The 22,973-nt window shown below is 58.7% G+C and carries 20 protein-coding genes; 5 read left to right on the forward strand and 15 right to left on the reverse strand.

All coding sequences use genetic code 11. The annotated features are described in order from the left end of the window. Window positions 1-248: 248 nt before the first annotated feature. Window positions 249-671 carry a DoxX family protein gene (locus tag CE636_RS08675; RefSeq protein ID WP_004201855.1) on the forward strand — a complete coding sequence of 141 codons (423 nt, stop codon included), beginning with the start codon at window positions 249-251 and terminating at the stop codon, window positions 669-671. 55 nt (window positions 672-726) lie between these two features. Here CE636_RS08675 and glyA read toward each other — a convergent pair whose 3' ends face one another. Then, a complete protein-coding gene (gene glyA, locus CE636_RS08680) occupies window positions 727-1,980 on the reverse strand; it encodes a serine hydroxymethyltransferase (RefSeq protein WP_002914027.1) in 1,254 nt (417 codons plus the stop codon). Between the two features lie 325 nt (window positions 1,981-2,305). On the opposite strand from glyA, the gene hmpA reads away from it, so the two are divergent. Further along, window positions 2,306-3,496: an NO-inducible flavohemoprotein gene (hmpA, locus tag CE636_RS08690; RefSeq protein ID WP_004201853.1), complete on the forward strand. Its 1,191-nt coding sequence runs from the start codon at window positions 2,306-2,308 to the stop codon at window positions 3,494-3,496. Between the two features lie 74 nt (window positions 3,497-3,570). On the opposite strand, the gene glnB is transcribed toward hmpA, so the two are convergent. The 5 genes from glnB to purL form a co-directional block, all read right to left on the reverse strand. Further along, window positions 3,571-3,909, reverse strand: a complete 339-nt coding sequence (gene glnB, locus CE636_RS08695) for a nitrogen regulatory protein P-II (RefSeq protein WP_002914032.1) — start codon at window positions 3,907-3,909, stop codon at window positions 3,571-3,573. Window positions 3,910-3,974: 65 nt separating this feature from the next. Further along, window positions 3,975-5,312 (reverse strand): two-component system response regulator GlrR, encoded by a 1,338-nt coding sequence (glrR, locus tag CE636_RS08700; protein ID WP_004201849.1) that lies wholly within the window; start codon window positions 5,310-5,312, stop codon window positions 3,975-3,977. After that, complete coding sequence (gene qseG / locus CE636_RS08705) at window positions 5,299-5,985, reverse strand: two-component system QseEF-associated lipoprotein QseG (protein ID WP_004201847.1); 687 nt, start codon at window positions 5,983-5,985, stop codon at window positions 5,299-5,301. The genes glrR and qseG overlap by 14 nt, the downstream gene beginning before the upstream one ends. Before the next feature lie 29 nt (window positions 5,986-6,014). Continuing rightward, window positions 6,015-7,436: a sensor histidine kinase gene (locus tag CE636_RS08710; RefSeq protein WP_004201845.1), complete on the reverse strand. Its 1,422-nt coding sequence runs from the start codon at window positions 7,434-7,436 to the stop codon at window positions 6,015-6,017. A 591-nt stretch (window positions 7,437-8,027) separates the two neighbouring features. Next, window positions 8,028-11,915, reverse strand: a complete 3,888-nt coding sequence (gene purL / locus CE636_RS08715; protein WP_017900421.1) for a phosphoribosylformylglycinamidine synthase — start codon at window positions 11,913-11,915, stop codon at window positions 8,028-8,030. Window positions 11,916-12,090: 175 nt separating this feature from the next. On the opposite strand from purL, the gene mltF reads away from it, so the two are divergent. Then, window positions 12,091-13,707, forward strand: coding sequence for a membrane-bound lytic murein transglycosylase MltF (gene mltF, locus CE636_RS08720; protein ID WP_017900420.1), 1,617 nt, complete (start codon window positions 12,091-12,093; stop codon window positions 13,705-13,707). On the opposite strand, the gene tadA is transcribed toward mltF, so the two are convergent. Together tadA and yfhb are read right to left on the reverse strand one after the other, a co-directional pair. Next, the gene (gene tadA, locus CE636_RS08725) at window positions 13,704-14,213 is read right to left on the reverse strand and encodes a tRNA adenosine(34) deaminase TadA (protein WP_017900419.1); all 510 of its coding nucleotides are present in this window, start codon (window positions 14,211-14,213) and stop codon (window positions 13,704-13,706) included. The two genes, mltF and tadA, sit on opposite strands and share 4 nt — an antisense overlap. A gap of 62 nt (window positions 14,214-14,275) precedes the next feature. Beyond that, entirely contained in the window at window positions 14,276-14,911 is a 636-nt protein-coding gene (gene yfhb, locus CE636_RS08730) for a phosphatidylglycerophosphatase C (RefSeq protein ID WP_017900418.1), read from the reverse strand. A gap of 211 nt (window positions 14,912-15,122) precedes the next feature. Between yfhb and CE636_RS08735 the strand changes: the two genes are divergently transcribed. Both CE636_RS08735 and CE636_RS08740 read left to right on the forward strand, forming a co-directional pair. Next, a complete protein-coding gene (locus CE636_RS08735; protein ID WP_017900417.1) occupies window positions 15,123-15,971 on the forward strand; it encodes a MurR/RpiR family transcriptional regulator in 849 nt (282 codons plus the stop codon). Window positions 15,972-16,027: 56 nt separating this feature from the next. Beyond that, on the forward strand, window positions 16,028-16,288 hold the full coding sequence (locus tag CE636_RS08740) for a YfhL family 4Fe-4S dicluster ferredoxin (protein ID WP_004144350.1): 261 nt from the start codon (window positions 16,028-16,030) through the stop codon (window positions 16,286-16,288). Between the two features lie 12 nt (window positions 16,289-16,300). Here the strand turns inward: CE636_RS08740 and acpS are convergent, their stop codons facing one another. From acpS to lepA, 7 genes are all read right to left on the reverse strand, one after another. Beyond that, complete coding sequence (gene acpS / locus CE636_RS08745; protein WP_004201835.1) at window positions 16,301-16,681, reverse strand: holo-ACP synthase; 381 nt, start codon at window positions 16,679-16,681, stop codon at window positions 16,301-16,303. After that, a complete protein-coding gene (gene pdxJ / locus CE636_RS08750) occupies window positions 16,681-17,412 on the reverse strand; it encodes a pyridoxine 5'-phosphate synthase (RefSeq protein WP_017900416.1) in 732 nt (243 codons plus the stop codon). Before pdxJ ends, acpS begins: the two co-directional genes overlap by 1 nt. An 11-nt stretch (window positions 17,413-17,423) precedes the next feature. Next, entirely contained in the window at window positions 17,424-18,161 is a 738-nt protein-coding gene (gene recO, locus CE636_RS08755) for a DNA repair protein RecO (protein ID WP_004201833.1), read from the reverse strand. Window positions 18,162-18,172: 11 nt separating this feature from the next. Beyond that, window positions 18,173-19,078, reverse strand: a complete 906-nt coding sequence (era, locus tag CE636_RS08760) for a GTPase Era (RefSeq protein WP_017900415.1) — start codon at window positions 19,076-19,078, stop codon at window positions 18,173-18,175. Continuing rightward, complete coding sequence (gene rnc / locus CE636_RS08765) at window positions 19,075-19,755, reverse strand: ribonuclease III (RefSeq protein ID WP_002914065.1); 681 nt, start codon at window positions 19,753-19,755, stop codon at window positions 19,075-19,077. The genes era and rnc overlap by 4 nt, the downstream gene beginning before the upstream one ends. Before the next feature lie 249 nt (window positions 19,756-20,004). Next, window positions 20,005-20,979, reverse strand: a complete 975-nt coding sequence (lepB, locus tag CE636_RS08770) for a signal peptidase I (protein WP_017900414.1) — start codon at window positions 20,977-20,979, stop codon at window positions 20,005-20,007. A gap of 15 nt (window positions 20,980-20,994) precedes the next feature. Then, on the reverse strand, window positions 20,995-22,794 hold the full coding sequence (lepA, locus tag CE636_RS08775; protein ID WP_004201823.1) for a translation elongation factor 4: 1,800 nt from the start codon (window positions 22,792-22,794) through the stop codon (window positions 20,995-20,997). Window positions 22,795-22,973: the final 179 nt, after the last annotated feature.

Here is a 22,973-nt window from a genome sequence, read left to right on the forward strand (position 1 = left end):
AACCTGTGTCTCACTCTCTATATGGAAGTTGAGTACATTTGTCTTTAAATCGTGACGCGCATCACGGAGCACTCCCCACTCCGTCACCGGTTGTATTAAATAAAATCCGATAACCGGGCATCAAAGTGCGACCAACGATACGGCGAAATCCTGATGAAACGAAGCGCGACATTATTATTTTCCTGCTATGGCGGCTGGCAACTTTGTGTATTACGTTTAAATCACACGTCTCTCATAACGAGCTGATTATGAACACACTCCGCTATTTTGATTTTGGCGCATCCCGCTCTCTGCTACTGCTCATCGCCCGCATCGCCGTGGTGGTTCTGTTTCTACTTTTTGGCTACCCCAAACTGCTGGGCTTTAGCGGTACGGTGCAATACATGGCCGCCTCCGGCGCGCCGATGCCGACCCTGGCGGCGATTATCGCCGTCATTATGGAAGTGCCTGCCGCGATTTTAATTGTGCTGGGCTTTTTCACCCGCCCGCTGGCGGTCATCTTTATTTTCTACACCCTGGGCACGGCGGTGATTGGCCATCACTACTGGGATATGACTGGCGATGCGGTATTGCCGAACATGATTAACTTCTGGAAAAACGTCAGCATCGCCGGCGCCTTCCTGCTGCTGGCAATCACCGGCCCAGGGGCAATCTCCCTCGACCGTCGCTAATCTGCAGATGCAAAAAAGGCCGCAAACGCGGCCTTTTTGATGTCAACGCTAACGCTTACGCGTAAACCGGGAAGCGGGCGCAGATATCCAGCACTTTGCCTTTCACACGCTCAATGACCGCGTCGTCATTGATATTGTCCAGCACGTCACACATCCAGCCAGCCAGCTCTTTGACTTCCGCTTCTTTAAAGCCGCGACGAGTCACAGCCGGAGAACCGATGCGGATACCGGAGGTCACGAAAGGGCTCTTCGGATCGTTCGGCACGCTGTTTTTGTTGACGGTGATGTTGGCGCGGCCCAGGGCGGCGTCAGCTTCTTTACCGGTCAGGTTTTTATCCACCAGGTCCAGCAGGAACAGGTGGTTCTCAGTACCGCCAGACACCACTTTGTAGCCGCGGTTCAGGAACACTTCCACCATTGCTTTGGCGTTTTTCGCAACCTGCTGCTGGTAAACTTTAAACTCTGGCTCCATCGCTTCTTTCAGCGCCACCGCTTTCGCCGCGATAACGTGCATCAGCGGGCCGCCCTGCGCGCTTGGGAATACCGCAGAGTTCAGCTTCTTATACAGCTCTTCGCTACCGCCTTTCGCCAGGATCAGGCCGCCGCGCGGACCCGCCAGGGTTTTGTGGGTGGTGGTGGTCACGACGTGAGCATGCGGAACCGGGTTCGGGTACACGCCAGCGGCAATCAGGCCTGCCACGTGCGCCATATCGACGAACAGGTAAGCGCCGATGCTGTCGGCGATTTCACGCATTTTTGCCCAGTCAACGATACCGGAGTAAGCGGAGAAACCACCGATGATCATCTTCGGTTTGTGTTCCTGAGCCTGCTTCGCCATGTCGTCGTAGTCAATTTTACCGGACTCATCAATACCATAAGGGATGATGTTGTACAGTTTGCCGGAGAAGTTAACCGGGGAGCCGTGAGTCAGGTGGCCGCCCTGCGCCAGGTTCATACCGAGCACGGTGTCGCCCGGCTGCAGCAGCGCGGTGTAGACGGCAAAGTTAGCCTGGGAGCCGGAGTGCGGCTGGACGTTAGCATAGTCAGCGCCGAACAGCTCTTTCGCGCGGTCGATAGCCAGTTGCTCAACCACGTCGACGTATTCGCAGCCGCCGTAGTAACGCTTGCCCGGATATCCTTCAGCGTATTTGTTGGTCAGCTGAGAGCCCTGCGCCTGCATTACGCGCGGGCTGGTGTAGTTTTCGGAGGCGATCAGTTCGATGTGCTCTTCCTGACGTACTTTTTCCTGCTCCATAGCCTGCCACAGTTCGGCATCATAATCGGCAATGTTCATTTCACGCTTTAACATCCGCATCTCCTGACTCAGCTAACAATAAAATTTCGGCCTAAAAAGGCGGTCCGATTGGACAACGGCCCACAGTATAACCGAATCATTCTGTGATAACAGGTCTTGACAAAGGATTTTACGCAAACGTTTGGCTCCGCATGACACAAGGCTTTGAGCAATAACGCCTCTCTCAGTATCAACGGATTTCTTTTCAGGATTGTGATGCAAATTCTTCATGTTGTAACTGCAACGGCGGAAAGTGTTAAAGAACCATTTACAACGCAGGGTTATTTCCTTAAGATGCATTTAAAATACATCATTAAGATAACCCCCAAGGAAGCACACTATGCTCGACGCTCAAACCATCGCTACGGTCAAAGCCACCATCCCTCTGCTGGTAGAGACTGGACCAAAGTTAACCGCCCATTTCTACGATCGGATGTTCGCGCATAACCCGGAGCTCAAAGAGATCTTCAATATGAGCAACCAGCGCAACGGCGACCAGCGTGAAGCGCTGTTCAACGCCATTGCCGCCTACGCCAGCAATATCGATAACCTGCCTGCCCTGCTGCCGGCGGTGGAAAAGATCGCCCAGAAACACACCAGCTTCCAGATCAAACCGGAGCAGTACAATATTGTTGGCAGTCATCTGCTGGCGACCCTCGATGAAATGTTCAGTCCGGGCCAGGAAGTGCTCGATGCCTGGGGTAAAGCCTACGGGGTGCTGGCGAACGTCTTTATCGGCCGCGAAGCCGAGATCTATCAGCAAAACGCCAGTAAAACCGGCGGCTGGGAAGGGACCCGCGCGTTCCGCATCGTCAGGAAAACTCCGCGCAGCCAGCTTATCACCAGCTTTGAGCTCGAGCCGGTCGACGGCCAGCCGGTCGCCGATTACCAGCCTGGCCAGTATCTGGCCATCTGGCTGAAGCCGGAAGGCTTCGAATATCAGGAAATTCGCCAGTACTCCCTGACCCGCAAAGCGGACGGCAAGGGCTACCGCATCGCGGTTAAACGCGAGGAAGGCGGCCAGGTTTCCAGCTGGCTGCATAACCATGCCAGCGAAGGCGATGTGGTCTATCTGGCCGCCCCGGCGGGAGATTTCTTCCTTAATGTTGAGCCGCAGACGCCGGTCACCCTGATCTCCGGCGGCGTTGGGCAAACGCCGATGCTGGCGATGCTGGATGCGCTGGCGAAGAGCCATCATCAGGGTCAGGTGAACTGGTTCCATGCGGCGGAAAATGGCGAGGTCCACGCCTTTGCCGATGAAGTGCAGGCGCTCGGCGCGGCGCTGCCGGCGTTTACCGCTCACGTCTGGTATCGCAACCCGAGCGAGGCTGACCGTCAGGCAGGACGTTTTGATAGCGAAGGTTTGATGGATTTAGCGGCGGTGGCGGAAACTATTCGCGACCCGCAGATGCAGTATTATCTCTGCGGCCCGGTAGCGTTTATGCAGTTTGCAGCGAAGCAGCTGGTAGAATTAGGGGTCAATAAAGACCACATTCATTACGAATGCTTCGGCCCGCATAAGGTGCTGTAAGCCCCGACGCCGCGGGGATTTGTAGGCCGGGTAAGCGCAGCGCCACCCGGCAATACTGCAGCGAGCGGCGAGCGTTAAATCGCCGCGTCGTCTTCTTCGCCGGTACGGATACGAATGACCCGCGCCACGTCGAAGACAAAGATCTTGCCGTCACCGATTTTACCGGTCTGCGCGGTACGGATGATGGTATCCACACAGGTATCGACGATATCGTCGGTCACCACGATTTCAATTTTCACTTTCGGCAGAAAATCCACCATATATTCCGCGCCGCGGTAGAGTTCGGTGTGCCCTTTCTGGCGGCCAAAGCCTTTCACTTCCGTTACCGTCATCCCGGTGATGCCGACTTCGGCCAGCGCTTCACGCACGTCATCCAGTTTGAAAGGTTTAATAATCGCATCAATCTTTTTCATGGTGTTCCTGTCTTAGTCGCGTAACCGGTTGCTTACCGTATCATATCTTGCGCTATGTTGCGGAGCTACTCTTTAAAGTCATTGGCGTCGAGCTCATGGCGCGACAGCAGCTTATAGAATTCGGTGCGGTTGCGTCCAGCCATCCGCGCGGCGTGGGTGACGTTGCCCCTGGTAATCTGCAGCAGCTTGCGCAGGTAGTTCAGCTCAAACTGATTGCGCGCTTCCACGAAGGTCGGCAGCGCCGTGTTCTCGCCTTCCAGCGCCTGTTCCACCAGCGCATCGCCGATCACCGGCGACGAGGTCAGGGCCACGCACTGCTCAATCACGTTCACCAGCTGGCGCACATTGCCCGGCCATTTGGCGGCCATCAGCCGCTTCATTGCATCGCTGGAAAATGCCCGCACGAACGGCTTATGGCGATCGGCGGACTGACGCAGCAGATGGTTGGCCAACAGCGGAATATCTTCCGTGCGTTCGGAGAGCGGCGGGATCTTCAGGTTAACCACATTGAGGCGATAAAACAGATCTTCGCGAAACTCGCCGCGGGCCATCGCCTTCGGCAGGTCGCGGTGGGTGGCGGAGATGATCCGCACGTTGATCTCGATATCGCGGTTGCTGCCGAGCGGGCGAACCTTACGCTCCTGCAGGACGCGGAGCAGCTTCACCTGCAGGGCGACAGGCATATCGCCGATCTCGTCGAGAAACAGCGTGCCGCCTTCGGCGGCCTGGAATAACCCTTCGCGGTTGCTGACCGCGCCGGTAAAGGCGCCCCGAGCATGGCCGAACAGTTCGGACTCGAGCAGCTGTTCCGGCAGCGCGCCGCAGTTAATCGCCACGAAAGGCTTGTCATGACGCGGGCTGGCGTTGTGGATCGCCTGGGCGACTATCTCCTTCCCGGTCCCGCTCTGGCCGTTAATCAGCACGCTGACGTCGGACTGCGCCACCATCCCGGCCTGCTCGAGCAGGCGCAGCATCAGCGGGCTGCGGGTGACAATCGCCTGGCGCCACGCTTCGTCGGTGGCTGGCGATCGCTGCTCCAGCGCCTCATCAATGGCTTTATACAAGGCGTCTTTATCAACTGGCTTGGTCAGGAAGCTGAAGACGCCCTGCTGGGTGGCCGCCACCGCGTCGGGGATCGAGCCATGGGCGGTGAGAATGATCACCGGCATGCCGGGCTGCCCCTTCTGGATCTCACTGAACAGCTGCAGGCCGTCCATTTCATCCATCCGCAGATCGCTAATCACCAGATCCACTTTCTCACGTCCCAGCACGCGCAGCGCTTCCGGTCCGCTCTCGGCGGTGACCACGCTATAGCCTTCGCTGACCAGACGCATGCCGAGCAGCTTCAGCAGCCCCGGATCGTCATCCACCAGCAGCAAACGCGCCGGTTTACGGATCGTCATGGATCACCTCCGGTACTTTTTCGCTGCCGAAATTGCCGCCCGGCTTGCGGCTGGAGAGCTGGCGTTCAATATCCGTCAGATTCTCCAGCTTACGGGTGGTCAGCTCCAGCTGCTGGCGCAGCGACTGCTCCTGCTGGCGCAACGTCTCCAGCTCGCTATCGCTGGACTGCTGAAGCTTCGCGTAGCGGGCTCGCTCCTCCACCAGCTGCAGCTGACGGGTCTGCCCGTCGCGCCAGAGCTGATATAGCGGGCGGACCTGAACGGCGATTTGCGGGCTGAAGGTGTCGAGACGCGCCACCAGCTCGCGGCGCTCGTCAGGGGTAATTTTGGCATCGGCAAGCAGAATGCCGCGGCGGAATGCGTCCTGCCAGCTGTCGTCGGTATGGCGTTTCGCCTCCGCTCGCGCCTGCACCGGCGCGAGACGATCGGCGCAGTCAATGCCCCGCAGCCAGTAGAGGGGGTTTTTGTCGCTGGCATCGCTGCTGTGCGCCCAGATATCAGCGCAGTCCACGGCGACAAAATCGGCCACCTGGTGCTGCGCCTGCCCGGGGGCAGCGGCACCTTCCGCACTATGCGGCGAGAAGCCGGCGGAACACCCCGCCAGCGTCAGACAAGCAATGCCTGAGAGCAGCCATCCGCTAAGGGAACGGCGCCAGGCCAGGAATTGGGACATAGTTCCCCGATATCGATTCATTAGTTGGATTATTCCGGCGCTGAGGGAAGCGTAATGCGAAAACAGACCTGCCCGGCGGGGGCGTCAACCAGACTGAGTTCCCCTTGCATCTGACGGACACAGTCGCGGGCGATGCTTAACCCCAGCCCACTGCCTTTAACGGCCCCCTTACGCTGGTGACTTCCCTGGTAAAAAGGCTCAAAAATCATATTCTTTTCCGCGGCCGGGATCGGTTCGCCGCTGTTGGCGACATCAATACGCACCTGCTCTCCGTGCCGGTAGCTATGGATACGAATGTTACCGGATTCAGCGCCATAGTGCACCGCATTGGAGTAGAGATTATCCATTACGCTTATCAATAACGCAGGCTCCGCCAGACAATGCCGCGCCCGCAGCGCCAGCTCGGTATGCATCAGTTTAGCCCGCGCAGGCAAACTGTGCGCCGCCACGACGTTTTCCACCAGCTCCACCAGGTCCACTGCTTCCCGGGCTACCGGGCCGTCGGCCTGTTTGCGGTTGTAGTCCAGCAGCTGTTCAATCAGCTTTTGCAGGTTGCGGCTGCTGCTGTCGAGGATCTCGACGATCTCCTGCTGCTCCGGCGTCAGCGGTCCGGCGACCCGGTCGGCCAACAGCTCGGTGCCTTCACGCATACTGGCCAGCGGGGTTTTAAGCTCATGCGACAGATGGCGAAGAAACTGATGCCGCTGCGACTCCAGCCATGCCAGGCGCTCGCTGAGCCAGATGATGCGCTTGCCCACCGAGCGCAGCTCGCGCGGGCCAGTAAACAATGCCGCGTCGTCCAGCGACTTCCCTGCGCCCAGCTGATTGATCATTCTTTCGATACCTTTCACCGGGCCGATGATCATGCGGGTGAAAAGCAGCACCAGCGCCAGGCTCAGCAGAAACAGCACCAGCGCCTGCCAGCCGAAAAACTGGCCGCGCTCGGCAATCTCCTGCTGCAGCTGCTGGCCGCGGGAATAGACCACCGCCCGGGTCGCCTGGACCATGTCGCTGTTATTACTGGCGAAAACTTCCAGTCTGGCGGCTGCCTCGGCGTCAGGGCCGCTGTTGTTACACTGCAGCTGCGCCAGATCGCTGACATCCTGGCGCAGCGCCTGCCAGAGCTTTTCGTCCGGCAACACGCCGGCGTGCGCGTCCAGCATCTGGCTGTAGCGCTGCCGCTGGTTTTGATAGACGCGCGCCAGCGTCGGATCGTCCAGCACGCAGTACTGGCGATAGCTGCGTTCCATCTCCAGCGCGGCATTGATCATCGCCTCACTGCGGCGGGCATCGACCAGCGTCGTACGGTTGATATGCGCCGCCTGGGCGCTGAGGGCATTGAGGCTCTGCCAGGCCTGCCAGGCCAGCACCAGTAACGGCAGCAGGATCAGCACAAAGGAGAGCGTCACCAGCTGACGCAGCGAACGGGGAAAAAGAGAGAGTCGCTTCAAGGGTGTGGTCTCAATCATTAGCTCTGGTCGATGCTAACTGAGGAGCGCGGCGGAGAAAAGCGATACCCGTCGCCACGGCGCCGCAGAAACAACAAAGCCAGGCGCAAGGCCTGGCTTTGTTGAGAAATGAGGCGGTGCCTTACTCGACGTTTCGCCCGATGTCTGATAAAGCCAGGCTGTTATCAGGAGTTGGACGGCAGGCACCTGTTTGTGCGTCATTCGAAGTTTATGTAGCGCGTCCCGAAGGGGCTGACATAAGAAGGTGAATGAGCCACTGGTTAATATTATGCATGAACTATGCCATCTTTCAAAACATTTTATTAACACGTTGATATATATGGGTTTAACCATAAAAGACAGCCACCCCAGCGCAGTACACTTTTTAACCATAGCGTCGCCGATTAGCGACACCAAATGTATCCCAGGTTACTCATCATTTAAATCAATAACTTAAGTGTCGCCTTTTGGCGACACTGCAATATGCCGGTTGTCGGTGATTCCCGACACCCTGGCGTGCCGGCCGTCACAGATAAAAAAAGCCCCCTGCCTGAGCAGGGGGCCGATACGTTCGCGTGACACGCTGCGGGAAAATTAACCCAGCTGTTTACGCGCATTGCGGAAGATACGCATCCACGGGCTGTCTTCGCTCCAGTTTTCCGGGTGCCAGGAGTTGCTCACGGTGCGGAAGACGCGTTCCGGGTGCGGCATCATGATAGTCGCGCGCCCGCTTTCGCTGGTCACGGCGGTGATACCGTTCGGGGAACCGTTCGGGTTCGCCGGATAGGTTTCGGTCACTTTGCCGAAGTTATCCACGAAGCGCAGCGCCACCAGACCTTTGCTCTCCAGCTGGGCCAGATGCGCGCTGTCGCGCACTTCCACCTGCCCTTCGCCGTGGGAGACGGCAATCGGCATCCGCGAGCCAACCATGCCTTCCAGCAGCAGAGACGGGCTTTGCGTCACTTCCACCAGGCTGAAGCGCGCTTCAAAGCGGTCAGACTGGTTGCGCACAAAGCGCGGCCACAGGTCGCTGCCCGGGATCAGCTCGCGCAGGTTGGACATCATCTGACAGCCGTTGCACACGCCGAGCGCCAGGGTCTGCGGACGATGGAAGAAGGTCGCGAACTCATCGCGCACGCGCTCGTTGAACAGAATCGACTTCGCCCAGCCTTCGCCTGCCCCCAGCACGTCGCCGTAGGAGAAGCCGCCGCAGGCCACCAGGGCATGGAAATCGCCCAGACCGGTGCGGCCCGCCAGCAGGTCGCTCATATGCACGTCGATGGCGTCAAAGCCGGCGCGATGGAAGGCTGCCGCCATTTCAACGTGAGAGTTCACCCCCTGCTCGCGCAGGACGGCCACTTTCGGACGCGCGCCGGTGGCAATGTACGGCGCGGCGACGTCGTCATTAATATCAAACGAGAGCTTCACATTAAGGCCCGGATCGGCGTCGTTGGCTTTCGCCTCGTGCTCCTGATCGGCGCAGGCCGGGTTGTCGCGCAGACGCTGCATCTGCCAGGTGGTTTCCGCCCACCACATGCGCAGCGTGGTGCGGCTTTCGCTAAACACCGTCTGACCGCCGGCGGTCAGCACGAAGCGATCGCCCTCGACCGCTTTACCGAGGTAATGCACACAGTCCGCCAAACCGTTAACCGCCAGAATGGCTTCCACCGCCTCACGGTCTGCGGCGCGGACCTGGATCACCGCCCCCAGCTCTTCGTTGAACAGCGCCGCCAGACGGTCGTCGCCCAGCGCGGCGATATCCGCTTCCAGTCCACAGTGGCCGGTAAAGGCCATTTCCGCCAGGGTGACCAGCAGGCCGCCGTCGGAGCGGTCGTGGTAGGCCAGCAATTTACGCTGCGCCACCAGGGCCTGCATCGCATCCCAGAAGCCTTTCAGCTGCGCGACATCGCGCACGTCAGCCGGCTTGTCGCCGAGCTGGCGATAGACCTGCGCCAGCGCCGTCGCGCCCAGCGCGTTGTGCCCTTTACCGAGGTCGATCAGCAGCAGGGCGTTATCTTCCGTCGAAAGCTGCGGCGTGACGGTATGACGAACATCTTCGACACGGGCGAAGGCGGAGATCACCAGCGACAGCGGAGAGGTCATCTCACGCTGCTCGCTGCCTTCCTGCCAGCGGGTTTTCATCGACATTGAGTCTTTGCCGACCGGAATGGTCAGGCCCAGCGCCGGGCACAGCTCTTCGCCCACCGCTTTCACCGCCTCATACAGGCCAGCGTCTTCGCCCGGGTGGCCGGCAGCGGCCATCCAGTTAGCCGACAGCTTCACGCGGTTCAGCTCGCCAATCTGCGTGGCGGCGATGTTGGTCAGCGCTTCGCCAACCGCCAGACGGCCGGAGGCGGCGAAGTCCAGCAGAGCAACCGGGGCGCGCTCGCCCATCGCCATCGCTTCGCCGTAGTAGCTGTCGAGGCTGGCGGTGGTTACCGCGCAGTTGGCCACCGGGATCTGCCACGGGCCGATCATCTGGTCGCGAGCGACCATGCCGGTCACGGTGCGATCGCCGATGGTCACGAGGAAGGTTTTCTCGGCCACCGTCGGCAGGTGCAGTACGCGGTTAACCGCGTCGGCGATGGTGATCGGTTGGCGATCCAGCGCGCTGCCCTGGGCTTTCAGAGTCTGCACGTCGCGGGTCATTTTCGGCGTTTTACCAAGCAGGACGTCCAGCGGCAGATCGATCGGCTGATCGTTAAAGTGGCTGTCGCTCAGGCTCAGGTGCTGCTCGGCGGTGGCTTCGCCGATAACCGCATAAGGCGCGCGCTCGCGGCGGCACAGCTCGTCGAACAGCGGCAGTTGCTCCGGGGCGACCGCCAGGACATAACGTTCCTGCGATTCGTTACACCAGATCTCCAGCGGGCTCATGCCTGGCTCATCGCTCAGGATATCGCGCAGCTGGAATTTACCGCCGCGGCCGCCGTCGCTAACCAGCTCCGGCATGGCGTTGGAGAGACCGCCGGCGCCGACGTCGTGGATAAACAGGATCGGGTTGGCGTCGCCCAGCTGCCAGCAGCGGTCGATCACCTCCTGACAGCGACGCTCCATTTCCGGGTTGTCACGCTGGACGGAGGCGAAATCGAGGTCGGCATCGGACTGACCGGAGGCCATGGAAGACGCCGCGCCGCCGCCGAGGCCGATGTTCATCGCCGGGCCGCCCAGCACGATCAGCTTCGCGCCGACGGTAATCTCGCCCTTCTGCACGTGCTCGCCGCGGATGTTGCCGATACCGCCGGCCAGCATGATCGGTTTGTGGTAGCCGCGCAGCTCTTCGCCGTTATGGCTGGTGACTTTCTCTTCATAGGTGCGGAAGTAGCCGTTCAGCGCCGGACGACCAAATTCGTTGTTAAACGCCGCGCCGCCCAGCGGGCCTTCGGTCATGATGTCCAGGGCGGTGACGATGCGATCCGGTTTCCCGAAATCTTCTTCCCACGGCTGTTCGAAGCCCGGGATGCGCAGGTTGGAAACCGAGAAGCCCACCAGACCCGCTTTCGGCTTCGCGCCGCGGCCGGTGGCGCCTTCATCGCGGATCTCGCCGCCGGAGCCGGTTGCCGCGCCCGGCCATGGGGAGATGGCCGTCGGGTGGTTATGGGTTTCCACCTTCATCAGAATGTGCGCCGGCTCCTGATGGAAGTCGTAGCGCCCGGTCTGGTGGTCGGCAAAATAGCGCCCCACTTCAGACCCTTCCATCACCGCGGCGTTGTCTTTATAGGCCGACAGGACGTAGTCCGGCGTTTTTTCGAAGGTGTTTTTGATCATTTTGAACAGCGACTTCGGCTGCTGTTCGCCGTCGATGATCCAGTCGGCGTTGAAAATCTTGTGGCGACAGTGCTCTGAGTTCGCCTGGGCGAACATGTACAGCTCGATGTCGTTCGGATTGCGTCCCAGACGGGTAAACGCGTCCTGCAGGTAGTCAATTTCGTCATCTGCCAGCGCCAGACCCAAACGGAGGTTGGCGTCAATCAGCGCCTGACGCCCTTCGCCCAGCAGGTCAACGCTGGTCACCGGCGTCGGCTGATGGTGAGCGAACAGCTTTTCGCCCGCTTCCAGCGCGTCGAAGACGCTCTCCATCATGCGGTCGTGCAGTTCCGCCGCCACCGCGGTCCACTGCGCTTCGCTCAGGGTCGAGGCTTCAACATAATACGCCACGCCGCGCTCCAGACGCACAACCTGAGCCAGGCCGCAGTTATGGGCGATATCGGTAGCTTTAGAAGACCAGGGAGAGATGGTGCCAGGGCGAGGGGTCACGAGCAGTAATTTACCGGTCGGGGTATGGCTGTTTAAGCTCGGGCCATATTTAAGCAGTCGCGCCAGGCGCTCGCGATCGTCAGCGCTCAGCGGGGCGTTCAGATCGGCAAAATGAATATACTCGGCATATATGGCGCTTACCGGAAGGTTGGCCGCCTGAAATCGTGCCAGCAGTTTATTAATACGGAATGCCGACAGTGCAGGTGAACCACGCAAAATTTCCATCATAAGTCTCTCGTCTTCGAAGCTTTCAGGGTGAGCCAGGGGGGGAAACGGGCGTCATTATAGTGAATCCTGCGCCCCGACGAAACCGTTTGCGTAGAAATAAAATCATTGATGCTGTTTATCAATAAATGTGACGTCCATCGCGAATAAGTTGCCAACTGGCGCATTCTTAAGCAGAATGCCGCTCATTCGACGACAACCTTGCGTTTTTTCCGGACATCGCCTGCTGAGGAACCTGAAGCTGCAGAAGATTAACGCGCTGAAAAAATTAAAGATTAATTATCTGCTCATCGGCATTGTCACCCTTTTGCTGGCGGCTGCCCTGTGGCCGTCGATCCCCTGGTCCGGTAAACCGGAGAACCGGGTGGCGGGCATTATCGCTCGCGGCGAGCTGCGCATCAGCACCATCAACTCGCCGATGACCTTCGCCACCATGAACAATAAAACCTTCGGCCTGGACTACGAACTGGCGAAGCAGTTTGCCGACTACCTCGGCGTGACGCTTAAGATAACCGTCCGCCAGAACATCAGCCAGCTGTTTGACGACCTCGACGACGGTCAGGCCGATATGCTGGCCGCCGGGCTGGTCTATAACCAGGAGCGGGTGAAAAACTACCAGGCCGGCCCCACCTACTATTCTGTTTCGCAACAGCTGGTCTACCGCGTCGGCAATACCCGGCCGCGCAGCCTCGCGGCGCTGACCGCCGAGCAGCTCGCCATCGCTCCGGGCCACGTGGCGATCAACGACCTGCAGACCTTAAAAGCCGAGAAATACCCGGATCTTGCCTGGCGCGTGGACGAAAAGCGCGGCACCACGACGCTGATGCAGGCGGTGATTGACGGCAAACTCGATTACACCATCGCCGACTCGGTGGCCGTCAGCCTGTTTCAGCGCGTCCATCCGGAGCTGGCGGTAGCCCTCGATATCACCGACGAACAGCCGGTCACCTGGTTCAGCGCCCGGGACGATGATAATTCCCTGTCGGCGGCGATGCTTGATTTCTTCAACAACATCAATGAAGACGGCACCCTGGCGCGCCTGGAGGAGAAGTACCTCGGCCACGGCAACGATTTTGATTACGTCGATACCCGCACCTTCCTGCGCGCGGTGGAAAACATTCTTCCGGAGGTGCAGCCGCTGTTTGAAAAGTACGCCCGCGAGATCGACTGGCGCCTGCTGGCCGCCATCGCCTGGCAGGAATCCCACTGGGATCCACAGGCCACCTCTCCTACCGGCGTGCGCGGCATGATGATGCTCACGCGCAATACGGCGCAAAGTCTGGGGCTGACTGACCGGACCGATGCGGCGCAGAGTATCGACGGCGGCATGCGCTATCTACAGGATATGATGGATAAAGTGCCGGATTCGATCCCGAAAGATGAACGCATCTGGTTTGCGCTGGCCGCTTACAATATGGGCTATGCCCATATGCTGGACGCCATGGCGCTCACCCGCAAACAGAAAGGCAATCCTAACAGCTGGGCGGACGTTAAGCTGCGTTTACCGCTGCTGAGCCAGAAACCCTATTACAGCAAACTAAAATACGGCTATGCCCGCGGCCATGAGGCCTACGCCTATGTGGAAAACATCCGCAAATATCAGATAAGCCTTGTCGGCTATTTGTCAGAGAAGGAGCGCCAGCAGCAGCAAACGCTGGCCCTGGCGGAAGATTACCCGGCCGTGCTCCCCAATGAGCTCGAACAGCCGCAGGAGACCACCCTGCCCTTTTTCAAGTTTCGCGCCGATAAACAGATGGATAATGCCCGGATGAAACTCCCGGGCCACCTGTATTAACTTTCCCCGTTCTGCTCCCGGGCTTTCTTCAGCGCTTTTTTCTCTTCCCGCCGCCAGCGGAAGAAGTCGCTCAGCATGGCAGAGCAGGACTCCGCCAGCACGCCTTCGCTAATATCAACCCGATGGTTCATTCCCGGGTGGTGCAGAACATCCATCAGCGAGCCGGCGGCGCCGGTCTTGGCATCCCTGGCGCCAAACACCAGGCGGGCGATACGGCTGTGCACCATCGCCCCCGCGCACATCACGCAGGGCTCGAGGGTCACGTATAGCGTGGCATCGATCAGGCGGTAGTTTTGCAGCACCAGTCCGCCCTGGCGTAAGGCCATAATTTCCGCATGGGCGGTAGGGTCGTGACGGCCTATCGGCCGGTTCCAGCCCTCGCCAATGACCTGATTGTTATGCACCAGCACCGCGCCCACCGGCACCTCACCCTCTTCCCAGGCGCGCTTCGCCAGCGTCAGGGCATGACGCATCCAGTATTCATCATTGAGTTCGAGGTCAGACACAGCGGCCACTCCAGCAGAAAAAGCGGGGCGCATTATACATGGGAGCTATCAATTACACACTATTACTCCAGCTGCTGCAGCTCTCCCTGCGGGGTGACCCGCCAGCGATGCTGGCAAAAGCCGAGCAACGGGTTATCCTGCTCGCTGTCGCTATAGCCGCTATACAGCTGCAGCGGTGCGCCAATCTTTTTCTCCAGCTGCACCACCTTTTCATGGCCCAGGCAGCGCAGGGTCAATACCCAGCCGCCCCAGCGGCGCGCGGTGCGGCTGGCTATCAGATTCACCCGCGGCAGCCAGAGGGTATCGCGATAAACCTGTTCCACCAACGACTGCGGCGAGCCGGTGATCAACCAGACGTCGGCATCGGTACTGGTCAGGTAGGCCGTCAGCCGCGCATGAACCACGGGAAACGCTGTCACATGATGACGAAACCAGCCGACAAACTCCGCTTCCAGCCGCTTCAGTACCGCCTCGCGACGGCCAAAGGTTGACGCCCATAGCAGGAGGCTCATCGGCCAGCGCGCCGCCCGCCCGCACACCGCCAGCCCGGCAAGGATCGCCGGCCCCATCGCCACCACCAGCAGCAGGTTCAGCGGCAGATGGCGCAGCAGGTAGCGCAGAAAACTGCCGAACATATCCTGTTGATGCAAGGTTCCGTCCAGATCGAAAAACACCACTCTCCGTTCACTGTGCTGCAAACTGCCCCCTTCTCTCAGGATTCGCTTCTCGTTAGGGTAAGCTTAACAGTCTTATGCCATGAAGAGGGAAAACATCCCTGCCGTTAAGGAAGAATTAAATTAGCAGGCGAAGGAAAAATTGTGGCTTATGAATTTTTAATTCGTGGTATACCCCTTATAATCGAATAAAAATTCTTTCAGTCACGAGCCGGACGGCTCCAGTGGAGCTCCAATGAACTGTTTAACGCGTATTCGTCAGCGCTATCCCACCCTGGCGGCGAGCGACAAAAAGTTGGCCGATTTTATTCTGAGCCAACCCGATGACACCCGGCACCTCAGCTCACAGCAGCTGGCGACGGAAGCCGGGGTGAGTCAGTCCAGCGTGGTTAAATTTGCCCAAAAACTGGGGTTCAAAGGCTTTCCGGCGCTGAAGCTGGCGCTGAGTGAAGCGCTGGCCAGCAGCCCGGATCCGCACTCCGTCCCGGTACATAACCACATTCGCGGTGACGACCCGCTACGTCTGGTGGGCGAGAAACTCATCAAAGACAATGTCGCCGCCATGCATGCCTCGCTGGACGTCAACACTGAAGAGACGCTGCGGGAAGCCGTCACGCTGCTGCGCAACGCCCGGCGGGTGATCGTCACCGGGATTGGCGCGTCCGGCCTGGTGGCGCGTAACTTTAGCTGGAAGCTGATGAAGATCGGCGTCAACGCTGTCTCTGAGCAGGATATGCACGCTCTGCTGGCGACGGTGCAGGCCATGTCCAGCGACGATCTGCTGCTGGCGATCTCTTACTCCGGCGAGCGTCGGGAGATCAATATGGCGGCCGGTGAAGCGCTGCGCGTCGGCTGTAAGATCCTGGCGATCACCGGCTTTAGCCCTAACGCCCTGCAGCAGCAGGCGACCCACTGCCTGTATACTATCGCCGAAGAGCAGGCGACGCGCAGCGCGGCCATCTCCTCCACCAGCGCGCAAATGATGCTCACCGACCTGCTGTTTATGGGGCTGGTGCAGCAGGATCTGGAGCGGGCGCCGGAGCGCATTCGCCATAGCGAAGCGCTGGTGAAAAAGCTGGTCTGAGCAGAAAATGGGCGTATAATGCCCGCCCTGTTTGTGTTGTTTCTGAGATTTTCCTGATGGCGCTGTTAATTACCAAAAAATGCATCAACTGCGATATGTGCGAGCCGGAGTGCCCCAATGAGGCCATTTCGATGGGTGACAGCATTTATGAAATTAACAGCGACCGCTGCACCGAATGCGTGGGCCATTACGATACGCCCACCTGCCAGAAGGTGTGCCCGATCCCGAATACTATTCTGAAAGATCCGGCACACGTCGAGAGTGAAGAACAGCTGTGGGATAAATTCGTCCTGATGCACCACGCGGATAAAATTTAACCGCCGTCGCGCTTAGCTTTCGACAATCACCGTGGCGCAGGCGTAATGGCGCTCATCGGCGAGCGTGACATGAATATGGCTCACCCCCAACCGTTCCGCCAGCCGTTGCGCCTCACCCCATAGCCGCAGCTTCGGCTTGCCCAGCTCATCGTTGTAAACTTCGAACTGATTAAAGGCCAGCCCGTTGCGGATCCCGGTCCCCAGCGCTTTCGCCGCCGCTTCCTTGACCGCAAAGCGTTTCGCCAGGAAACGCACCGGCTGCTGATGCTGCTCCCAGATACTCCATTCATGGTCGCTCAGCACCCGGCGGGCAAGGCGATCGCCGCTGCGGGCGATCACCGCTTCGATGCGGGCGATCTCGACGATGTCGGTACCCAGCCCGAGAATGGCCATTAGCCGCGCGCTTCCAGCATCAGACGCTTCATTTCCGCGACCGCCTCTTTCAGGCCGCTCATCACCGCGCGGCCAATAATCGCGTGGCCGATATTCAGCTCATGCATTTCCGGCAGCGCGGCAATCGCTTTCACGTTGTGATAGGTCAGACCGTGACCCGCATTAACCTTCAGGCCGAGGCTGGCGGCGTAGGCGGCCGCTTTGGCAATGCGTTCCAGCTCCTTCGCCTGCTCGGCGTCGGTTTTAGCATCGGCATAGCAGCCGGTATGGATTTCGATATAAGGCGCGCCAACGTCCGCTGCCGCTTTAATTTGTGCTTCATCCGCATCGATAAACAGGGAGACCAGGATGCCGGCATCCGCCAGGCGTTGACAGGCATCACGCATCTTGTCGCGCTGGCCGGCGACGTCCAGCCCGCCTTCGGTGGTCACTTCCTGGCGCTTCTCCGGCACCAGGCAGCAGAAATGCGGTTTGGTTTCGCAGGCGATCGTCAGCATCTCTTCGGTGACCGCCATTTCAAGATTCATGCGGGTGTGCAGCGTCTGGCGCAGGATACGCACATCGCGATCGGTGATATGGCGGCGGTCTTCGCGCAGATGCACGGTAATGCCGTCGGCGCCGGCCTGTTCGGCAATGAAAGCCGCCTGAACCGGATCCGGGTAGGCGGTGCCGCGGGCGTTACGCAAGGTCGCGATATGGTCAATATTGACCCCTAACAGTAATTCAGCCATGACAATCCTCGTTAATCATTCTTCGTATTATCCGCTCGCGCCTTTCGCGCGGGCATAAACTGGCGAAACAATTCCCGGCTCTTGAGCGGTTTGCCGCCGAGATAGGGCTTCAGGGCGATACGGGTAAAGCGCTTCGCGGCGCGCAGCGTATCAACATCAGGAAACTCGCGACTCGCCAACGCTTTCAAATGGTGCCCGGTAAACGTGTTGTTATCAATCACCAGGCTGGCAATAAAGCCTTTTTCTTCGCGATAGCGGTAGGTCATGGTGTCGTCCACCGGCTCGCCGCTCCCGGCGCAGTGGAGAAAATCCACGCCATAGCCCAGGTGCCCGAGCAGCGCCAGCTCAAAGCGCCGCAGCGCCGGCTCCGGCGAGCCGCTGGCCCCGGCGAGCGCCTGAATGCAGTGCAAATAGTCAAAAAAGAGTTCGGAGAAGCGCGTTTCGTGCTCCAGCACACGGGAGATAAGCTCGTTAACGTAAAGACCGCTGTAGAGGGTGATGCCGCTGAGCGGCAGCGCCAGCGAGACAGCTTCCGCGCTGCGCAGGGTTTTGACTTCGCCGCGGCCGCCGAAGCGAACCAGCAAGGGGGTAAAGGGCTGTAAAGCGCCTTTAAGATTCGAGCGTTTGGAGCGTGCGCCCTTGGCAACCAGGCGCACGCGACCGGATTCTTCCGTGAAGACGTCCAGCATCAGGCTGGTTTCGCTCCACGGTCGGCTATGCAGGACAAAGGCGCGCTGCCATCCATCCACGTTGCGTTAACTCAGAGGTCGTCAACATAACCGAGACTGCGCAGGGCGCGCTCGTCATCGGCCCAGCCGGATTTCACTTTAACCCACAGCTCGAGGTGCACCGGCGCTTCAAACATCTCCTGCATGTCCTTACGCGCTTCGATACCGATGGTTTTGATTTTGGCGCCTTTGTTGCCAATCACCATCTTCTTCTGCCCTTCACGCTCGACGAGGATCAGGCCGTTGATGTCGTAACCGCCGCGCTCGTTGGTCACAAAACGTTCGATTTCCACGGTGACGGAGTACGGCAGCTCAGCGCCAAGGAAACGCATCAGTTTTTCACGGATGATTTCGGAGGCCATAAAGCGCTGGGAACGATCGGTAATATAATCTTCCGGGAAGTGATGGATCGCTTCCGGCAGATGCTTACGCACGATCGCCGCGATGGTGTCGACGTTGGTCCCCGTTTCCGCCGACATCGGCACGATATCAAGGAAGTTCATCTGGCTGGCGAGGAACTGCAGGTGCGGTAACAGATCCGCTTTTTCCTGCACGTTATCTACCTTGTTGACCGCGAGGATCACCGGCGCTTTCGCGTCGCGCAGCTTGTTGAGCACCATCTCGTCGTCCTGCGTCCAGCGGGTGCCTTCCACCACGAAGATGACCAGTTCAACATCGCCAATCGAGCTGCTGGCCGCTTTGTTCATCAGGCGGTTAATGGCGCGCTTCTCTTCCATATGCAGGCCCGGAGTATCGACGTAAATCGCCTGATACGGCCCTTCGGTATGGATGCCGACGATGCGGTGACGGGTGGTCTGCGCTTTACGGGAGGTGATCGAGATCTTCTGCCCAAGCAGCTTATTCAACAGCGTGGATTTGCCAACGTTTGGACGACCCACGATGGCGACAAACCCACAATAACTTTTTTCTTCGCTCATTCCAGCTCCAGCTTTTTCAGCGCCTGTTCGGCGGCAGCCTGCTCCGCCTTACGACGGCTGGAACCTGTGCCAACCACCGGTTCACTCAGGCCACTGACCTGGCAGTGGATAGTAAATTCCTGATCGTGCGCTTCGCCGCGCACCTGGACCACCAGGTAGGACGGCAGCGGCAGATGACGACCCTGCAGATACTCCTGCAGACGCGTCTTCGGATCCTTTTGCTTATCGCCCGGGCTGATTTCGTCCAGACGAGTCTGGTACCAGGAGAGAATTAAGCGTTCAACGTTCTGAATATCGCTGTCGAGGAAAACCCCGCCAATTAACGCTTCAACGGTGTCCGCGAGAATCGATTCGCGACGGAAACCGCCGCTTTTCAGTTCGCCCGGCCCGAGGCGCAAGCATTCGCCCAGCTCAAACTCGCGGGCGATTTCCGCCAGCGTGTTGCCGCGCACCAGCGTCGCGCGCATACGGCTCATGTCGCCTTCATCCACGCGAGGAAAGCGATGATACAGCGCGTTAGCGATCACGAAACTTAAAATGGAGTCGCCTAAAAATTCCAGGCGCTCATTATGTTTGCTGCTGGCACTGCGGTGAGTTAATGCCTGTTGCAACAGCTCCTGATGATGAAAAGTGTAGCCCAGCTTTCGTTGAAGCCGATTAATTACGATGGGGTTCATGCGTTACCAATAAATGAATGCGTCAAAGATGCAGCACACGAAACCGACCTGAGCATACGCTTCAAACAGGAAGTTGAAACAGACCAATACGCTTTCGTGTGCAGTGTCACCCGGCAGAGCGACAACCAAAAACTTCGGGGGGATATTCTATACGCAACGACACGGGATGTCGTTAGTTTGAATGGATTTAAATACTAAATAATTCACGCCGCTGCGATAACAGCAGCGGCGTGAATTCAGCAGATGAAATTAATGAATTCCACCAATGCGCGATAACCGCACACCGGTCGGCCATTCACCTTCCTGCTTTTCAAAACTCATCCAGATAGCGGTGGCTTTTCCGACCAGGTTTGCTTCCGGCACAAAGCCCCAGTAACGGCTGTCGGCGCTGTTATCCCGGTTGTCGCCCATCATGAAGTACTGACCCGGCGGCACAATCCAGGTGGCCAGCGGCAGACCGCTCTGATGGTAATACATGCCAGCCTGATCCTGAGCAATCGGCACCATCAGAATACGATGCGTGACGTCGCCCAGCGTCTCCTGACGCTCGGTGAGGCGAATGCCGTCGGCTTTGGTTTCGCCCTTCGGCAGCTGCCAGAAACCGCTGCTCGCCTCGCCGCCGTTGCTGCGGGAGAAAGTCTGAACGAAATCGCTCGGCTCCACGTTGGAGTAAGTCACCGGCAGCGCGTTGCCGCAGGCCTGTCCGGAGCTGCAGCCCGGCTGAATAGTGACCTGCTTGGCAATCGGATCGTAGGTGACCTTATCCCCCGGTAGCCCCACCGCGCGCTTGATGTAGTCCAGGCGCGGGTCTTCCGGATATTTAAACACCACGATGTCGCCGCGCTTCGGATGACCCGTCTCGATCAGCGTTTTCTGATAGATAGGATCTTTAATGCCGTAGGCAAATTTCTCCACCAGGATGAAATCGCCAATCAGCAGAGTCGGCATCATCGAACCGGATGGGATCTGGAACGGCTCATAAATGAATGAACGTACCACCAGAACGATCGCCAGCACCGGGAAAACCGATGCGCCGGTTTCCAGCCAGCCCGGTTTCGGGCCGACTTTCTTCAACGTCTTTTTGTCCAGCTGCTCGCCGGTCGCTGCCTGAGCAGCGGCCTGACGCTCAAGACGTTTCGGTGCAAAAATGAACTTGTCCAGGCACCATAAAACGCCCGTCACCAGGGTTGCAATCACCAGGATCAGGGCAAACATGTTCGCCATGCCAACTCCTTAGGGTTATTTGCCGTCTTTACCAACGTGCAGAATGGCGAGGAACGCTTCCTGCGGCAGTTCAACGTTACCGACCTGCTTCATACGCTTCTTACCTTCTTTCTGCTTCTGCAGCAGCTTTTTCTTACGGCTGACGTCACCGCCGTAGCATTTCGCCAGCACGTTTTTACGCAGCTGTTTCACGGTAGAGCGCGCGATGATGTGGTTGCCGATGGCCGCCTGAATCGCGATGTCGAACTGCTGACGCGGAATAAGATCTTTCATCTTTTCCACCAGCTCGCGGCCGCGATACGGCGCGTTATCGTTGTGGGTGATCAGCGCCAGCGCATCGACGCGCTCGCCGTTGATCAGCACATCGACGCGTACCATGTTCGACGCCTGGAAGCGTTTGAAGTTGTAGTCCAGCGACGCATAGCCGCGGGAGGTAGACTTCAGACGGTCGAAGAAGTCGAGCACCACTTCCGCCATCGGGATTTCGTAGGTCAGCGCCACCTGTTTACCGTGGTAAACCATGTTGGTCTGTACACCACGTTTCTCCACACACAGAGTGATCACGTTGCCGAGGAACTCCTGCGGCAGCAGCATGTGACACTCGGCGATCGGCTCGCGCAGCTCCTGAATATTATTCAGCGGCGGCAGCTTGGACGGGCTGTCGACGTAGATAACTTCTTTGGAGGTGGTCTCCACTTCGTAAACTACCGTCGGCGCGGTGGTGATCAGGTCGAGATCGTATTCACGCTCCAGACGCTCCTGAATGATCTCCATGTGCAGCAGGCCGAGGAAGCCGCAGCGGAAGCCGAAGCCCAGCGCGGTAGAACTTTCCGGCTCGTAGAACAGAGAGGCGTCGTTGAGGCTCAGTTTGCCCAGCGCGTCGCGGAAAGCTTCATAATCATCGGAGCTCACCGGGAACAGGCCGGCATACACCTGCGGTTTCACCTTCTTAAAGCCAGGCAGCGCTTTGTCTGCCGGGTTGCGGGCGGCGGTCAGGGTATCGCCCACCGGCGCGCCGAGGATGTCTTTGATCGCGCAGACCAGCCAGCCAACCTCGCCGCATTTCAGCTCGGTACGGTCAACCTGTTTCGGGGTAAAGATGCCCAGACGGTCGGCGTTATAGACCTGGCCGGTGCTCATGACCTTGATCTTATCGCCCTTGCGCATGGTGCCGTTTTTAATCCGCACCAGCGACACCACGCCGAGGTAGTTATCGAACCAGGAGTCGATAATCAGCGCCTGCAGCGGCGCGTCCGGATCGCCTTCCGGCGGCGGAATATCGCGCACCAGACGCTCCAGCACGTCGGTCACGCCGACGCCGGTTTTCGCCGAGCAGCGCACCGCATCATGGGCATCGATCCCGACGATATCTTCAATCTCGTCCGCTACGCGCTCAGGGTCGGCCGCAGGCAGGTCGATCTTGTTGAGTACCGGAACGACCTCCAGGTCCATCTCCATGGCGGTGTAGCAGTTGGCCAGGGTCTGGGCTTCTACGCCCTGCCCGGCGTCAACCACCAGCAGCGCGCCTTCGCACGCGGCGAGGGAACGGGAGACTTCATAGGAGAAGTCCACGTGGCCCGGGGTGTCGATAAAGTTCAGCTGATAGGTCTCACCGTCGTTGGCCTTATAGTCCAGGGTGACGCTCTGCGCCTTGATAGTGATCCCGCGTTCGCGCTCAAGATCCATGGAGTCCAGAACCTGGGCTTCCATTTCACGATCAGAAAGGCCACCGCAAATCTGGATGATACGGTCAGACAGCGTCGACTTACCGTGGTCGATGTGAGCGATGATCGAAAAGTTACGTATATTCTTCATATTTAGAGTTAATTATGCCTTACGAGTATCATGAGGCCGCTGTACTGTGCCTGACGTTTTTTAATCCGAAAACGCCGCATTCTACACTACATCCTTGAAACCAGGAAATGCTGTTAGATCCAGCATAACCGCAGAAATTGTGGCGTTGTAACAGGAAGGGTAAATAAAGATAAGGGCCA

The sequence above is a fragment of the Klebsiella sp. LY genome, from assembly GCF_004010915.1.
In the GTDB taxonomy this organism is placed as follows: domain Bacteria; phylum Pseudomonadota; class Gammaproteobacteria; order Enterobacterales; family Enterobacteriaceae; genus Klebsiella; species Klebsiella quasipneumoniae.

Excerpts from the sequence above, each read along its gene's own strand:
- CE636_RS08675 (WP_004201855.1), top strand. The coding sequence starts at position 249 with ATGAACACACTCCGCTATTTTGATTTTGGCGCATCCCGCTCTCTGCTA.
- glyA (WP_002914027.1), bottom strand. The coding sequence starts at position 1,980 with ATGTTAAAGCGTGAAATGAACATTGCCGATTATGATGCCGAACTGTGG.
- hmpA (WP_004201853.1), top strand. The coding sequence starts at position 2,306 with ATGCTCGACGCTCAAACCATCGCTACGGTCAAAGCCACCATCCCTCTG.
- glnB (WP_002914032.1), bottom strand. The coding sequence starts at position 3,909 with ATGAAAAAGATTGATGCGATTATTAAACCTTTCAAACTGGATGACGTG.
- glrR (WP_004201849.1), bottom strand. The coding sequence starts at position 5,312 with ATGACGATCCGTAAACCGGCGCGTTTGCTGCTGGTGGATGACGATCCG.
- qseG (WP_004201847.1), bottom strand. The coding sequence starts at position 5,985 with ATGTCCCAATTCCTGGCCTGGCGCCGTTCCCTTAGCGGATGGCTGCTC.
- purL (WP_017900421.1), bottom strand. The coding sequence starts at position 11,915 with ATGATGGAAATTTTGCGTGGTTCACCTGCACTGTCGGCATTCCGTATT.
- mltF (WP_017900420.1), top strand. The coding sequence starts at position 12,091 with ATGCCGCTCATTCGACGACAACCTTGCGTTTTTTCCGGACATCGCCTG.
- CE636_RS08735 (WP_017900417.1), top strand. The coding sequence starts at position 15,123 with ATGAACTGTTTAACGCGTATTCGTCAGCGCTATCCCACCCTGGCGGCG.
- CE636_RS08740 (WP_004144350.1), top strand. The coding sequence starts at position 16,028 with ATGGCGCTGTTAATTACCAAAAAATGCATCAACTGCGATATGTGCGAG.
- acpS (WP_004201835.1), bottom strand. The coding sequence starts at position 16,681 with ATGGCCATTCTCGGGCTGGGTACCGACATCGTCGAGATCGCCCGCATC.
- pdxJ (WP_017900416.1), bottom strand. The coding sequence starts at position 17,412 with ATGGCTGAATTACTGTTAGGGGTCAATATTGACCATATCGCGACCTTG.
- era (WP_017900415.1), bottom strand. The coding sequence starts at position 19,078 with ATGAGCGAAGAAAAAAGTTATTGTGGGTTTGTCGCCATCGTGGGTCGT.
- rnc (WP_002914065.1), bottom strand. The coding sequence starts at position 19,755 with ATGAACCCCATCGTAATTAATCGGCTTCAACGAAAGCTGGGCTACACT.
- lepB (WP_017900414.1), bottom strand. The coding sequence starts at position 20,979 with ATGGCGAACATGTTTGCCCTGATCCTGGTGATTGCAACCCTGGTGACG.
- lepA (WP_004201823.1), bottom strand. The coding sequence starts at position 22,794 with ATGAAGAATATACGTAACTTTTCGATCATCGCTCACATCGACCACGGT.